Origin of the sequence: Mucilaginibacter conchicola, assembly GCF_003432115.1 — a bacterium.
GTDB lineage: Bacteria > Bacteroidota > Bacteroidia > Sphingobacteriales > Sphingobacteriaceae > Mucilaginibacter > Mucilaginibacter conchicola.
Window position 1 is genome coordinate 817075 of the sequence record NZ_QWDC01000002.1, and the last position, 13486, is coordinate 830560.

The 13486-nt window shown below is 44.5% G+C and carries 17 protein-coding genes; 6 read left to right on the forward strand and 11 right to left on the reverse strand.

Features of this window, described 5'->3' with window-relative positions; all coding sequences use genetic code 11:
• Positions 1-55: 55 nt before the first annotated feature.
• The 8 genes from D0C36_RS13300 to D0C36_RS13335 form a co-directional block, all read right to left on the reverse strand.
• Positions 56-1399 carry a hypothetical protein gene (locus D0C36_RS13300; RefSeq protein WP_117392111.1) on the reverse strand — a complete coding sequence of 448 codons (1344 nt, stop codon included), beginning with the start codon at positions 1397-1399 and terminating at the stop codon, positions 56-58.
• Positions 1383-1958, reverse strand: a complete 576-nt coding sequence (locus tag D0C36_RS13305; protein WP_117392112.1) for a hypothetical protein — start codon at positions 1956-1958, stop codon at positions 1383-1385. The genes D0C36_RS13300 and D0C36_RS13305 overlap by 17 nt, the downstream gene beginning before the upstream one ends.
• A complete protein-coding gene (locus tag D0C36_RS13310; RefSeq protein WP_199502018.1) occupies positions 1955-2515 on the reverse strand; it encodes an RNA polymerase sigma factor in 561 nt (186 codons plus the stop codon). Before D0C36_RS13310 ends, D0C36_RS13305 begins: the two co-directional genes overlap by 4 nt.
• Positions 2516-2681: 166 nt before the next feature.
• Positions 2682-3212 carry an AAA family ATPase gene (locus tag D0C36_RS13315; protein WP_117392114.1) on the reverse strand — a complete coding sequence of 177 codons (531 nt, stop codon included), beginning with the start codon at positions 3210-3212 and terminating at the stop codon, positions 2682-2684.
• A 5-nt stretch (positions 3213-3217) separates the two neighbouring features.
• Positions 3218-3823 (reverse strand): nicotinamide riboside transporter PnuC, encoded by a 606-nt coding sequence (gene pnuC, locus D0C36_RS13320; protein ID WP_117392115.1) that lies wholly within the window; start codon positions 3821-3823, stop codon positions 3218-3220.
• A gap of 103 nt (positions 3824-3926) precedes the next feature.
• A complete protein-coding gene (locus tag D0C36_RS13325) occupies positions 3927-4142 on the reverse strand; it encodes a hypothetical protein (protein WP_117392116.1) in 216 nt (71 codons plus the stop codon).
• Between the two features lie 138 nt (positions 4143-4280).
• On the reverse strand, positions 4281-4667 hold the full coding sequence (locus D0C36_RS13330) for a hypothetical protein (RefSeq protein ID WP_199502019.1): 387 nt from the start codon (positions 4665-4667) through the stop codon (positions 4281-4283).
• A 15-nt stretch (positions 4668-4682) separates the two neighbouring features.
• Positions 4683-5255: an RNA polymerase sigma factor gene (locus D0C36_RS13335; protein ID WP_233524483.1), complete on the reverse strand. Its 573-nt coding sequence runs from the start codon at positions 5253-5255 to the stop codon at positions 4683-4685.
• Between the two features lie 230 nt (positions 5256-5485).
• Between D0C36_RS13335 and D0C36_RS13340 the strand changes: the two genes are divergently transcribed.
• From D0C36_RS13340 to D0C36_RS13365, 6 genes are all read left to right on the forward strand, one after another.
• The gene (locus tag D0C36_RS13340) at positions 5486-5851 is read left to right on the forward strand and encodes a CoA-binding protein (RefSeq protein ID WP_117392118.1); all 366 of its coding nucleotides are present in this window, start codon (positions 5486-5488) and stop codon (positions 5849-5851) included.
• 125 nt (positions 5852-5976) lie between these two features.
• Complete coding sequence (locus tag D0C36_RS13345; protein ID WP_117392119.1) at positions 5977-6588, forward strand: superoxide dismutase; 612 nt, start codon at positions 5977-5979, stop codon at positions 6586-6588.
• Positions 6589-6805: 217 nt separating this feature from the next.
• Complete coding sequence (locus D0C36_RS13350) at positions 6806-7801, forward strand: zinc-binding dehydrogenase (RefSeq protein WP_117392752.1); 996 nt, start codon at positions 6806-6808, stop codon at positions 7799-7801.
• A 115-nt stretch (positions 7802-7916) separates the two neighbouring features.
• Entirely contained in the window at positions 7917-9128 is a 1212-nt protein-coding gene (locus tag D0C36_RS13355; RefSeq protein ID WP_117392120.1) for a serine hydrolase domain-containing protein, read from the forward strand.
• A 114-nt stretch (positions 9129-9242) separates the two neighbouring features.
• Positions 9243-9557 carry a YbaB/EbfC family nucleoid-associated protein gene (locus tag D0C36_RS13360; RefSeq protein ID WP_117392121.1) on the forward strand — a complete coding sequence of 105 codons (315 nt, stop codon included), beginning with the start codon at positions 9243-9245 and terminating at the stop codon, positions 9555-9557.
• Between the two features lie 26 nt (positions 9558-9583).
• Positions 9584-10261, forward strand: coding sequence for a metal-dependent hydrolase (locus tag D0C36_RS13365; RefSeq protein ID WP_117392122.1), 678 nt, complete (start codon positions 9584-9586; stop codon positions 10259-10261).
• An 81-nt stretch (positions 10262-10342) separates the two neighbouring features.
• Here D0C36_RS13365 and D0C36_RS13370 read toward each other — a convergent pair whose 3' ends face one another.
• The 3 genes from D0C36_RS13370 to D0C36_RS13380 all read right to left on the reverse strand — a co-directional run bounded on the left by D0C36_RS13370 (position 10343) and on the right by D0C36_RS13380 (position 13301).
• Positions 10343-10537 (reverse strand): hypothetical protein, encoded by a 195-nt coding sequence (locus D0C36_RS13370; RefSeq protein ID WP_117392123.1) that lies wholly within the window; start codon positions 10535-10537, stop codon positions 10343-10345.
• A 79-nt stretch (positions 10538-10616) separates the two neighbouring features.
• A complete protein-coding gene (locus tag D0C36_RS13375; RefSeq protein WP_117392124.1) occupies positions 10617-11879 on the reverse strand; it encodes a glucose-1-phosphate adenylyltransferase in 1263 nt (420 codons plus the stop codon).
• A 3-nt stretch (positions 11880-11882) separates the two neighbouring features.
• Positions 11883-13301: a glycogen synthase gene (locus D0C36_RS13380; RefSeq protein WP_117392125.1), complete on the reverse strand. Its 1419-nt coding sequence runs from the start codon at positions 13299-13301 to the stop codon at positions 11883-11885.
• Positions 13302-13486 lie beyond the last annotated feature (185 nt).

The following is a 13486-nucleotide window of genomic DNA, read 5'->3' on the forward strand; positions in this document are numbered from 1 at the left end:
GGAGATTGCCGCGTCGCTATCGCTCCTCGCAATGACATAGAAGGGTTGGCGTATCTTACTTAAACTGTATATCTGCAAACCTTGCGGTTACCACTACATTGGGGCCGCTGTTGTTTTTACCCACGTAGCCTTTGTAGGTTTTGGTTTGCGACCATCCCTTTTCCTCATCAGTTGGGGTTTTGGCGGTTACTTTCACCTTATCCTCATCAAAGTTAAAGCTGCCCAGGCGCGTGGTTATATCAAAATTGAACGATTGGTTAAAGTCCAGATCAATTTTAGTGTTTGAGGCGTTGATGTTCAGGTTTTTTACCGATTTATCAATACCGGCAATGCTTAAACCATCACCAAACTTCACATTGATATCGGCAGAGGTTTTCAGTTTATCAATGCTTACATCAGAGAAACTGAATGATGCTGCGCTGTTATCAATAGTACCCACTTTAAACTTGCTGAACTCCACTTTCAACTGCTCGCCGTTGTAGAAAGCGATAGTTGATGGGTTATCTTTTGAAAATTTGATAGATACATTGTTCTGCGCGTTGGTTAATTGTTGCGCTGTAAGCGAACCAAACTGCAGCTTTAAAGTAGTTTTGCCGCTTAAGTTTGGTAAAGTAACCGAGCCGAACCTGTTAGTGATATCCAAAGCATTACCTGCCGGCATATAAACATTATAGTCAATGCTCATATCCTGCTGCGTGTTGTTGCGGCCATGCTGGTTGCTCCAGGTTTTGGTACGGAACGACACCACCGAGCCATTTTTGCTATCAATAATACTGGTACCTTCCAGCATTTCATCAACCAGGCTGGCATCTGCCGATGAAAACTTCATGGTAACATCAACCTTAAACTCGTTCTTGTTCCAGGTATTCACGTGGATCTTACCAAACTGATTGCTTATCTGCAGCACATCGTTGCCATCAACACTATAGCTTTTGCTGTAGGTTTTTGTTTTTTCTGTGATCTCGCCGCTGGCTACTTTCCGGCGGTATTCCTCGTCAGATAGTTTATTGCCGTTGTCGAAATTAAAACTGCCCTGCGGGATAAGGTTGTTAAAGTTATCAGAGAAATCTTTCCCAAAGTCCTTCCCGAAATCCTTATTAAAGTTTTTATCAAAATCTTTGAACTGCGCGCTGAATTTCTTGTTAAAGTCCTTCATCGTAAGGTTCATTTTCTTGCTTTGCTCGGCAGATAGCTTAGCCATCTTCTTGCTCAGGTCGGCCATTTTTGTGTTAAGCTTAGCCATGCTTTTGTTAAACTCCGCCGAATTAAAGTCTTTATTGTAGTTGAGGTTCTCTGGCGGTAGTGGTGGCTCGGGCGGGTTTACTTGTGCATGCGCGCCGGAACCTGCAGCCAGTACAGCAATGATGGCTATAAAGGCTATGTTAAATGCTTTTTTCATGTTGTTGGTTCTTACTGTCGTTAAACTGTTGAATTACACTCAGCTGCTGGTTTAGCACTTCGGTTTGTATTTGCAAGTTCCGGATCATTGCACGTAATACACGCTCCTGGTTGGGCGAAGTGGCTAACTCAGCATTTAATTTTTTGTAGATAGACTGCATCCTGGTGATCTCGCCGTTAAACTCCTCGTATAACTGCGGATCAAATTTTGCGATCTGTTTAAGTTCGTTTTTCTGGGTTTCGATAACCGATACCAGGTGTACCTGTTGCTTGGCATAGGTTGGGTTAATATCGGCAAGGTCAACACCGTTGTTGGCCGGCTTTAATGTTTTCAGATAAATACCGAAACCAATACCCATCACCACAATAACTGATGCGGCAACTTTTAGCACAAAGCCCAGCGAGAAGGTTTTTGCTTCGCGCTTTTTAGGTAATTGCGCATGTTGCTCGTCAAATGCATCAAGCTCTTTGGCAATGTTTGCCCATATATCGGCACGCGGCTCCAGGTCGTCAAACTCCTCGCGGTTCTGGCTAATAAAATCTTCCAAACGCTTGCTCATTTTTTTATTCCTTTCCTCATCAAAATTTCGCCCAGTTTTCTTTTTGCTCTTAAAAACTGTGTGCGTGATGTGTTTTCGCTGATGTTTAAAATTTGCCCTATTTCTTCGTGGTCGTACCCCTCTAACAGGTATAGTGATAGTACCACGCGGTAGCCTTCGGGCAGTTCTTTCATGGCTTCCTTTATTTGTGCTACCTGGTATTGTACATCCTCATCGTCCCATGGCTCTTCGTCGGGTACATTGTCCAGGTGGCCGTCTTCTATTTCTACAAACTCTAACCTCCGTTTGCGCAAAAGGTTGATAGAGCGGTTCACTACTATCTGCTTTAGCCACAGGCCAAATGTGGTATCCTGCCTAAAATCCTTCAGCTTGTTAAAAGCATCGGTAAAAGATTCCTGCAGAACATCCTCGGCCTCGCCAATGTTGCCCGTTATCCTAAAGGCAACGTTCAGCATCGCTTTAGCATATAGCCGGTAAAGCTCATAGCAGGCTTTTTTACTGCCCTGCTTGCACTCTACTACCAGATTGTAATGTTTATCTACGTATACAGCTTCCAAAATTGTTGACAGGTTTCAGGTTAAATGACGCAGGGCATTCAACAACGTTGCATGAGGAGTGAAAAAAATGTGTGGGAAAAATGAATTTGACCGCTGATTTATAGGATTTAAGGATTACATGATTATAACTCAACACAAATACAGATCAGGAAACCTTTAAATCAAGCTAATCATGGTTCAAAAAACCATCGATTGTTTCCACAGCCCGCTCATACCTTTCCGGGCCGGTGCCTGATATTACTTTATAATTAGCATTTAAAGCTTGCAGCTCTTTGTGCCAAACATCCATGAAATGTTCGCGCAGGTGGGGAAAATCTCGCAGAGGATCATCCTGCCAGGGCAGGTCAATGTCTAAGAGCAGGTAAAGATCGTAGGGGTGTTTGGGTAATTCATCCAGCACTTCTTGCGGGGATGAACCAAAGATCTGGTCGCTCCAGATCTTTACCGTAATGAAAGTGGTATCACAGATGAGCAGTTTATTTGCCTGCGGTTCCATTTCTTTTTCCAAAGCCAACTGGCCGTAGAACATATTGATCTCATCCTGCCAGGTAGGTGGTTCTGTAAGCTTTTCGCAGTAACCGCGGGCATATTCGGGCACCCAAACGGTTTGGTAATGTTTAGCCAAAAATGCCGACATGGTTGATTTACCCGTAGACTCGGGGCCTACTACTGCTATTTTGATGATGTTTGATGTCATTGATCTTAATTCTGAGGCTGCTGCTGCTTCCAATCTTTACGCCAGTCGATGTAACCGATTGTTGCGATCACTGCGTAGCTGGCATACATGATAGCCGTAAGGTGCAGGTCTTTTAAAATGTAAACGCCTACATATATCACATCCACAAATACCCATATCAGCCAGTTCTCTAAAACCTTGCGCGCCAAAAAAACCTGTGCCACCAAACTGCAGGCAGCTAAAAAGCTATCCAGATAAGGGTATGATGCCGGTGTATATTTCAGTATCGACCCCAATACAAAGGTAAACAGTAAAACGGCAGCTATTGACAGCCAAATCTCACGATTAACGATGCGTTTTATAGGGACTTTGTTTTCTGTGGGTGCATGGCTCCAAAACCACCAGCCGTAGATATTCATGGCCAGGAAGTAAAACTGCAGGCCCATATCGGCAAAAAGCCGGGCCTCAAAAAATATAAAGATGTAAAGTGAAACGCTGATTATTGCGAAAGGCCAGTTCCAGATATTGTTTTTGGCCGCGAGGTACACGCAAAGCAACCCGGTTATAACGGCTACTACCTCAATAACGGTTTGATGCTGCCACCAAACCTGCAATGCATGGAAAATTTGCATGCGTAAATATAGGATTAGTTGGCAGTAGCCAGTGTGCGGTTTGCAGTGATTTTCTAATAGTGAACCTCGCCCAACTGCCTACTGCAAACTAAGAACTGCCAACTCAATAAGGCAGTTCCTCGCACATATAACCGGCCACATTTAGCGCATGGCTAATGGTTTGCGGCTCGAGGCCCTGGCTTACTACGCGCAGGATGTTGTCGCAATCTTCCAAGTCGAAGTTGTACTGTTTAATGTCTTTCATGGCTGATAGCATTATCTGAACACGGCCGGCATCCTGCTGGCTGGCTACGCTTGTTTTAAATATCAGTACGTCCATAGTGTTTAGTTTAGTAGAGGTGTATGTTTTATTTAAGATCGCCACGCCGAACTTATCGCTTTACCCTGTGTGGTTTTGACCTGCTTGTGGGGTGCTGAAATAAATTCAGCATGACGTTTCTTATTTTTTTAAAGAGTATTACTCTGCTTTTTGTTGATGGGTTTCAGGGGCAGCCTGTTGCTCGGTGAAACCTCTGCTCCAATCGCCACGGCGTTTTCCCCAGCCGCAACGGTCTTGCCATTGTTCTTTGAAACGGGCACGCTCATCGGGGCTCATGTTCCTGAATTTTTCTTCCATCATGCGTTTTTTACGCATCCACGGGGCACCACCGCCACCGCGCGGGCCACCAAAACCAAATAATATCTTACTTAGTACAAAAATGCCCATAGCCTGCCAGTAGTTTATTGTAGTTACGTGTAGTATATCGGGCAATAAGGCGTTCCACAATAGCATTAGTGCTAAGCTCATTACCGCCAATATCCCGGCGAAGCAGAACGGCATTAATATAAATTTTGCTTTTCTCATGATCTCTCTATGTCTTTAATATTCTGTTATCTCTTTGTACAATTGCTTTAGCCTGTTGCGCAGGTGCAGTACTGCATAGCGTTTGCGCGATACCAGGGTATTCACATTTTCGCCGGTACGTTTGGCAATTTCCTCGTACGGAATATCATCCAGCTCGTGCCATACAAAAACCTGGCGCTGGTTCTCGGGCAGCTCATCAAGCGCCTCAAAAAGCTGTTCCCAAAAAAGGTTGCGGATGTATTCGGTCTCTGGAGTTGCTGCCTCCTGCAGAAGGATGCCGGCAAAATCGGGGTCGTCGCCTTCTTCGTCATTGGCAGGCGAAAGATCATCTAACAAGCTTTCTTTATGTTTTTTATGCTTATCGAGTATCTTGTTGCGTGCCACGCGGTAAAGCCAGGCCCCGGTTTGTTCAATTGTACTGGTATCAACCACATTGCTGAACTGATACCAAACATCCTGCAGTATGTCTTCGGCATCGGCATCGTTCTTTACCCTTTTGCGGATAAAACCCAACAGGCTCTTACCATACGATGCTATCGTTTGTATGATGTGGCTGTTTTTATCCTGGGGCATTGCTACGATTTCCAACTTTGTACGTTTTATAAAGGTAAGGACGACTGTGCCTTTAAAACATTTTAAAGTTTTTTAATTTTTTTGAATGAGAAGGAGCGGGTTGTCGGTGCGGGAGCGGGATAGCCAATGGAATATGTGATATGTCGGGAGATAGAAGAGTCGGCTGTAAAAACATTCCCGCTCCCGCTCCCAACTCTCGCACTCCTAATTCAAACCAATCTTGTACCTTGCCTGTTATTATATTTATGGCTGATAAAAAAACACTGATACTTGGCGCAACGCCTGATCCAAGCCGTTATGCTTACCTGGCCGCCAACAGGCTTACCGGCGCAGGGCATACCATTGTTAACGTGGGGATAAAAACCGGCGAAGTGGCCGGCGTAGCTATCGAGAAACCGGAGACCATCCACACCGATATTGATACCATTACCTTGTATGTTGGCCCGCAAAACCAGGTAGCTTTATATGATTATATCATCAAAACCAAACCTAAGCGTATCATCTTTAATCCCGGTACGGAAAACTCCGAATTACGCCGCATGGCGCACGAGAACGGCATTTCTACCGATTATGCCTGCACGCTGGTATTATTATCAATAGGCCAATATTGATGATACCGAAAACCGCAATAGGTTATCATATCATTAAATGACATTTCATTAGAACAAAAAGTGATATCTGCTCTTATATTTGCTACGTCACATACGATTACATTTAACCATTAAATTTAAATATTATGGCATTTACCCTACCGGCGTTACCTTACGCTACCGACGCCCTTGAACCACACATTGATAAAGCTACTATGGAAATTCACCATGGTAAACACCATCAGGCTTATGTAACCAACTTAAACAAAGCTTTAGAAGGTAAGCCTGAGGCTGATGCGAAAATTGAAGATATCATCAAGAATATATCAAAATACCCTGCTGCAGTACGCAACAACGGCGGTGGCCATTACAACCACTCTTTGTTCTGGACTTTGCTTTCTCCAAGCGGCGGTGGCGAGCCTACGGGCCCGTTAGCTGATGCTATCAAAAGCACTTTCGGTTCATTTGCCGATTTCAAAACCAAAGTATCTGAAGCTGGTGCAACCCGTTTCGGTTCTGGCTGGGCATGGTTAATTGTTGGTGCTGATAAAAAATTAGCAGTAACATCAACCCCTAACCAGGATAACCCATTAATGGATATTGCCGAAGTAAAAGGTACACCTATCCTGGGTATCGACGTTTGGGAGCACGCTTACTACTTGAAATACCAAAACCGTCGCCCTGATTATTTAGCTGCTATCTGGAATGTGATCAACTGGAACCACGTTTCTGAATTATACGCTAAAGCAATAGCATAATTAAACCCCACCTCCCCTTCCCTGAAGGGGAGGGCTTTAAAATATGAAGCGGCAGGTAAACAATCTGCCGCTTTTTTATTTACTAATATTACACAACTTGTCATTGAGAGGAGCGCTGCGACGTGGCAATCTCATCGCGTTTAGATAAACGCGATGAGATTGCTTCTCCGCCATACGGCGGAATCGCAATGACATGTTGGTAATTAACACCATCCCTATGAAAGCCATAGTTCTCGAATCAGCAGAAAACCCGATAGTTGTAAAAGAAGTTGCCAAACCAACGCCCGGCGCGGGCGAGGTATTAGTTCAGCTAAAAGCTGCGGCTTTAAACCGTCGCGACTGGTGGATAACACAAGGCAAGTATGCCGGTATAAAATATCCCACTATTTTGGGTGCCGATGGCGCTGGCATTGTTGCCGAAGCCGGTGAAGGCGCCGCTGATTTGGTAGGCAAAGAGGTTATCATCAACCCATCTCATAACTGGGGCGAACACGACGAGTTTCAGGGAAAGGATTTTAAAATTTTGGGCCTGCCAGATGATGGAACCATGGCAGAATATGTATTGGCGAAAGCAGAATACCTATATCCTAAACCGGTACATTTAACCTGGGAGCAGGCGGCATCTGTTCCGCTGGCGGGATTAACCGCTTACCGCGCGCTGTTCACAAAAGCCCGATTGAAAAAAGGTGATAAGGTTTTAATAGTAGGGGTTGGCGCAGGTACCGGCACATTTTTGTTACAGTGGGCTTTGGCAGCAGGTGCACAGGTATTTGTAACATCAGGCACGGGCGAAAAAATTGAGCAAGCCAAGCAACTGGGTGCATCTGCAGGCGTAAACTATAAAGCGCAAGACTGGGCGCAGGAACTGAAACACCTTGCCGGCGGTTTTGATGTGGTAATAGACAGCGCCCTCGGGCCCGATTTCGCCAAGATCCCTGATTTATGCAATCCAGGTGCTCGTATCGTATTCTTTGGCGGAACGGCGGGTAATATCCCCGAAATTAATGCCCGGCCGATATTCTGGAAACAGATTCAGATCCTGGGTACCACTATGGGCACACAAGAGGAGTTTAAAGCAATGCTTGCTTTTGTTAATGAGCACAAAATAGTACCGGTAGTAGATGAAGTTTACCCGCTTACTGAAGCTAAAGCAGCTTTTGATAAAATGGGCGCGGCAAGGCAGTTTGGCAAAATTGTGATCAGTGTATCCTGATAGGCAAAACTTTATCTTACTTATTAACATTTCAGAACATTAATCACATTTTAATATTTTACCTGCTATATAATTTCTAATTTTCGCCTTTCGTTTTGTGATTGATTTTTTACCTATGAGACAAGTGTGCACAACTGTCATTTCCATTGCTTTTTCTGTTCTTTCGTTAGCGGCCTGCAAATCAAAGCCCGGCCACAATAAGCCCGGCGAGGCCGATAACGGCAAGCCTTTTGACCCGGTTACTATACTGAAGTATGACCCTAAGGATGAAGACAAAAAGATAGATGAGTTTATGCAGCACCTGCACAAGGTAAGTGGCTTTAACGGCAACGTACTTGTGGCAAAAAAAGGTAAAATAGTTTACGAAGGCGCTTTTGGCTGGGCTAATCACTTAACCCGCGACAGCCTGAAACTGAGTTCACAATTTGAGTTGGCATCCGTTACCAAAACCATGACGGGTACAGCCATTATGCAGCTTTGGGAACGCGGCAAGATAAAACTTGACCAGGATGTGCGCGACTTCTTCCCTGATTTCCCTTACGAGGGGGTAACCATCCGTTTGCTATTAACACACCGCAGCGGTATGATGAACTATGTTTACTTTGTAGATAACATTTATCGTACCCAACACCTTAACCAAAAGAAAGGCTTAACCAATCAGGAAGCCATGGAGCTGATAGCCAAATACAAACCGGCTCGTTTTAACAAACCAAACGCAAGTTTCCTGTACAATAACAGCAACTTTATGGTGCTGGGCGCTATCATTGAAAAAGTGACCGGCCAAACTTACTCCGACTACATGAAGGAGAATATCTTTAAACCGGCAGGTATGACGCATACAGCCGTATACTCAAAGGCGGTTTATGATAAAATTCCGGTTGATGTGGTTGGGCACGACCGTAACAGCTGGAAATACTCGGTAGCACAAAACTTTTTGGATGGCCCGGTGGGCGATAAAGGTATTTACAGCACCGTGGCTGATCTGTTTGTGTTTGACCAGGCGCTTAAAGCAGGTAAGCTGATCAAACCGGCTACGCAGGATTCGGCCTATACCGCCCACAACCCCATGATCCGCGGACACTTTAGCTACGGTTATGGCTGGAGAATTTTTGAATCGCCGGGGCAAAAGGTGGTTTACCACACCGGCTGGTGGCACGGATTTCGCCATATCTACCTGCGCGATATGAAAAACGATGTTACCATTGTTTTGTTAGGTAATATGGTGAACGGCAGCTTGCTGCATTTGGATGACCTGTTTAAAATGACAGGCATGCCGGTAGTACGCAAAGGCGCCTACAACGGCAGCGGGGATACGGCTGAGGATTAAACTTCGCCCCCCAGCCCCCTGAAGGGGGAGCAGGCAGGGCACAGTGGGTAATTTAAATAAATTATATAAACTTCTATTCCCCTTCAGGGGTTAGGGGGTAAATTAGGGGGCTTTATGTTCGATAAATTAATGGAAGCCCAGCAAAAGGCTGGCGAGGTAAAAAAGAGGTTAGATGCTATCACCGTTACAGGCACCGCCGAGGGTGGTAAAATAACCGTACAGGCTAACGGCAATAAAGTAGTTAAATCAATTGCTATTGATGAGGACTTTTTGAAAGATGCCGATAAAGAAGAATTAGAAGAGCTGCTTGTTGTAGCCGTAAACAAGGCTTTAGAACAGGCAGAGAACGTAAGCCAAAGCGAAATGGCCGCCATGACCAACGCCATGTTAGGCGGCATGGGTGGCTTAGGCAACCTGTTTGGCAAATAACGAGTAATACATCTAAAAACTACAGTATGAAATTCACATTCTATGGTCAGTCGGCATTTGAATTGGTTGTCGATGGTAAGACCTTATTATTCGATCCGTTTATTACAGGCAACCCGCTTGCCAAAGATATTGATGTAGCAAGCTTAAAGCCCGATTACATCCTGGTATCGCACGGTCATGGCGACCACGTTGGCGATCTGATCGATATTGCTAAACGTACCGGCGCAAAAGTGATCTGTATTGCCGAGATAGCCAACTGGTTAGGCGGTCAAGGCGTTGAAAATACCCACGGCATGAACATCGGAGGTGCTTTCAATTTCGATTTTGGCCGTGTGAAGATGGTGAATGCCATCCACTCAAGCGCACTGCCAGATGGATCAAACGGTGGTAACCCTGCCGGTTTTGTGATCTACGGCGGCGGTAAAACCATCTACTTTGCAGGCGATACCGCTTTAACTTATGATATGAAGTTATTAGCTGATGAGAACATTGACTGGGCATTATTACCAATAGGTGATAACTACACCATGGGTGCCGATGATGCTATCAAGGCTGCGGCATTTGTAAACTGCAAAAACATTGTGGGTATCCACTATGATTCGTTCCCGGTCATCAAAATAGATAAAGACGAAGTAGCCGAGAAATTCCTGAAAGCAGGCCTAAACTTAAAACTACCTGCAGTAGGCGAAAGCATTGAGTTGTAATTTCAAAACTCCCTAAAAGCAAAGGCCCCGAAATATTTCGGGGCCTTTGCTTTTTAGAATAAGATATCTGAAGGCAACACACTACATTTTAGCAGTGTCGGCCTTAGCAGCAGCTTTAGCCACCTTTTTACCTTTCTTTTTGTACACTTTGTGTACTTTCTTGGTGGTCTTAGTGCTCTTTGTTGTATCCTGCTGTGTTTGTGCAGGCATTGCAAATGCATTTAGGCTACTAAATGATACAGCTGCAATAGCGATGGTAGCAATTGTCTTTTTCATGGTTAGTTATTTAAGTTTTTAGTCTTCTTATAACACAAACAAAATTGCTACCAATTATCACCATCTATCAAAATTAATTTTAGATCACCGTACCGTTTGGTATAATGGCGCGCTTCTTAATAATCACTATACCATCTACCACGGTATAGGTTGGGAAATCGCCATCTGCCAGTCTTTCGCCGCAATTGATGCTCACATTATCGCCTATATAAGTATTCTTGTCGATGATGGCATTTTTGATGTTCACGTTATCGCCAATACCCATGGCCGGCATGTTGTTTTGCTTAGCCAGTTCTATCTCATCAAGGGTCTGGTAATTATCGCTACCCATTACATAACAGCTCTCAATTTTTGTGTTAAAGCCAATACGGGTGCGGATACCGATAATAGAGCGCTTAACCAAACTTGCGTTGATGATACAACCATCAGCAATAATAGATTTCTCCATTGTAGTGCCCGATATTTTGGTTGGCGGCAACATGCGTGCACGTGTAAATATCTGGTTGCTGTTAAACAGGTTAAATTGAGGAATATCATCAGTTAAACCTAAGTTGGCTTCAAAGAATGAAGGGATAGTACCAATATCTGTCCAGTAGCCTTCGTACTGGTAGCTTACTACCTTATGGCCAATAATTGATTGCGGGATGATCTCCTTACCAAAATCAGTTTCTTCGGTATTTTCTAACAGATCATAAAGCAGCTTTTTGTTGAAGATGTAAATACCCATTGATGCAAGGTATAAACGGCCCTGCGCTTTCATCTCGTCGCTTACTTCTGATACAAGGCTTTCAAAACCGGTTTTTGGTTTCTCAACAAAAGAAGTGATCAGGTTATTGTCATCTGTTTTAAGGATACCAAAACCAGGCACATCATTAGCATGTACTGGGATGGTAGCGATAGATATATCAGCTTCTTTTTCGATGTGCTGTTGTATCATTTCGTCAAAATCCATCTGGTACAGCTGGTCGCCCGATAGGATCAGTACGTATTCAAAATCGTGCACATTTAAATGGTGCAGGCTTTGCCTTACCGCATCGGCCGTACCCTGGAACCAGTGGCCGCTGGTAGGCGTTTGCTCTGCAGCCAGTATATCAACAAATGCCTTGCTGAAGGTACTGAAATGGTAAGTGTTTTTAATGTGCTTGTTAAGCGATGCCGAGTTAAACTGCGTTAACACGAATATCCTATCGATACCCGAGTGCAGACAGTTAGAGATGGGAATATCTACCAAACGGTATTTACCCGCAATTGGAACGGCTGGTTTTGAACGGGTTTGGGTTAAAGGTGCTAAACGGCTACCCTGACCGCCCCCCAGTACAATACTGATTACTTTCGATGTCATATCTTAAGAAATTAAACTTTGGTACAGATCTGTATATTCTTTTGCCGAACGCCCCCATGAAAAATCCAACGCCATCATACGTTTGCGCAGGGTTTGCATTTTGCGGGTGTCCTTATATAAATCAATTGCTCGGTTTATTGATGTGCTGATGTCAGCTACCGTTACATGGTCAAAACGTATGCCGTAACCGCCTTCGTCGCCAAAATCTATCACGGTATCGCGCAAACCGCCGGTGCTGCGCACCATTGGCAAAGTGCCGTAACGCATCGAGTACATTTGGTTTAACCCGCATGGCTCCACGCGCGATGGCATTAGCAAAAAGTCTGATCCGGCATATACCAGATGTGCTAATGATTCATCGTACCCGATAAAAACGGCGCACTGCTCCGGATAGGTTTCCTTTAACAGTTTTAATTGATTTTCTGTTTCGGCATCGCCGGTACCCAGCACAAAAAAGTTTACCACATCACCGCGCTCTTTAATAATACCTTCGATAGCGGCCGGTAACAAGTCTGATCCTTTTTCATCAACCAACCGACCAATAAAGGCAACAAGTGGTTTAGCGGTATCTAAATTAAAACGCTCGCATAAGGCAGCTTTGTTAGCAGCTTTGCCTTTGCTTACGGTTGTTGTATTGTAATGGGCAGGCAGCATGGGGTCTGTAGCCGGGTTCCACACTTCGGTATCAATACCGTTTAATATGCCTACGCCTTTTGCGCTCTCTAAATAAAATAAATATTCAAGGCCGTTGCTATTCTTTGTGAGCTCGTCCAGGTAGCTTGGCGATACGGTGGTATATCTCCAGCAGCATTTAACTGCACAAGCCAGCGGGTTAATGCCACCGTTCCACTCTAATAGGCCGGTTTTATAAAAATCAACCTCGGGTAACAATGGTAGCCTGTCCCATCCAAAAGCACCATGGTACTGGCCGTTGTGGATGGTAAATATGGTTGGGATAGTAGCCAGCCTTGTGTACAGTGCCGAATGATACATCAGGAAAGGAATTAACCCCGCATGATGGTCATGGCAATGGATCAGATCAGGCGATTGGCCGCTCCAGTTTATCCAGTCAAGAAAACAGATCTGGAAGGCCAGGAACTGATCGCGCTCGTCGGGATAGCTGTAAACATTCTCCCGGTCAAGCAGTCCCGGTATGTGTATCAGGTATAGTTCAAAACCGAGTTTATCGGTTTGCTCTTTTAAGATCTCAAAATATATCCTGCGTGTGCCCAGCAATGATGTCCCCTGGAAAACCATATCAAACTGGCTTTCGTGAACAAACTTGCGGTTGTAAAAAGGCATTACTACGGCAGCCTGCAAACCTGCCTGGTTCTGGTATTTTGGCAATGCGCCAACCACATCGGCAAGGCCGCCAACTTTAGCAACAGGATAGCATTCGGCACTTAAATGGAATATTCTCATTCGGGTGGATATATGGGTTAAGGTACTAAACATTTCCCCGTATAAACAAACACATAATTTGAAAAATGTGTTTGAAGTGCTGCTATTATTTAATTAAAAGCTATGGTTGTTTGCCATTTCTTTAGAATGCCTTTGCCGGGGAGTGCTGTTATTATGAAATTCATAACAGTTGAGTTTGTGGGAGA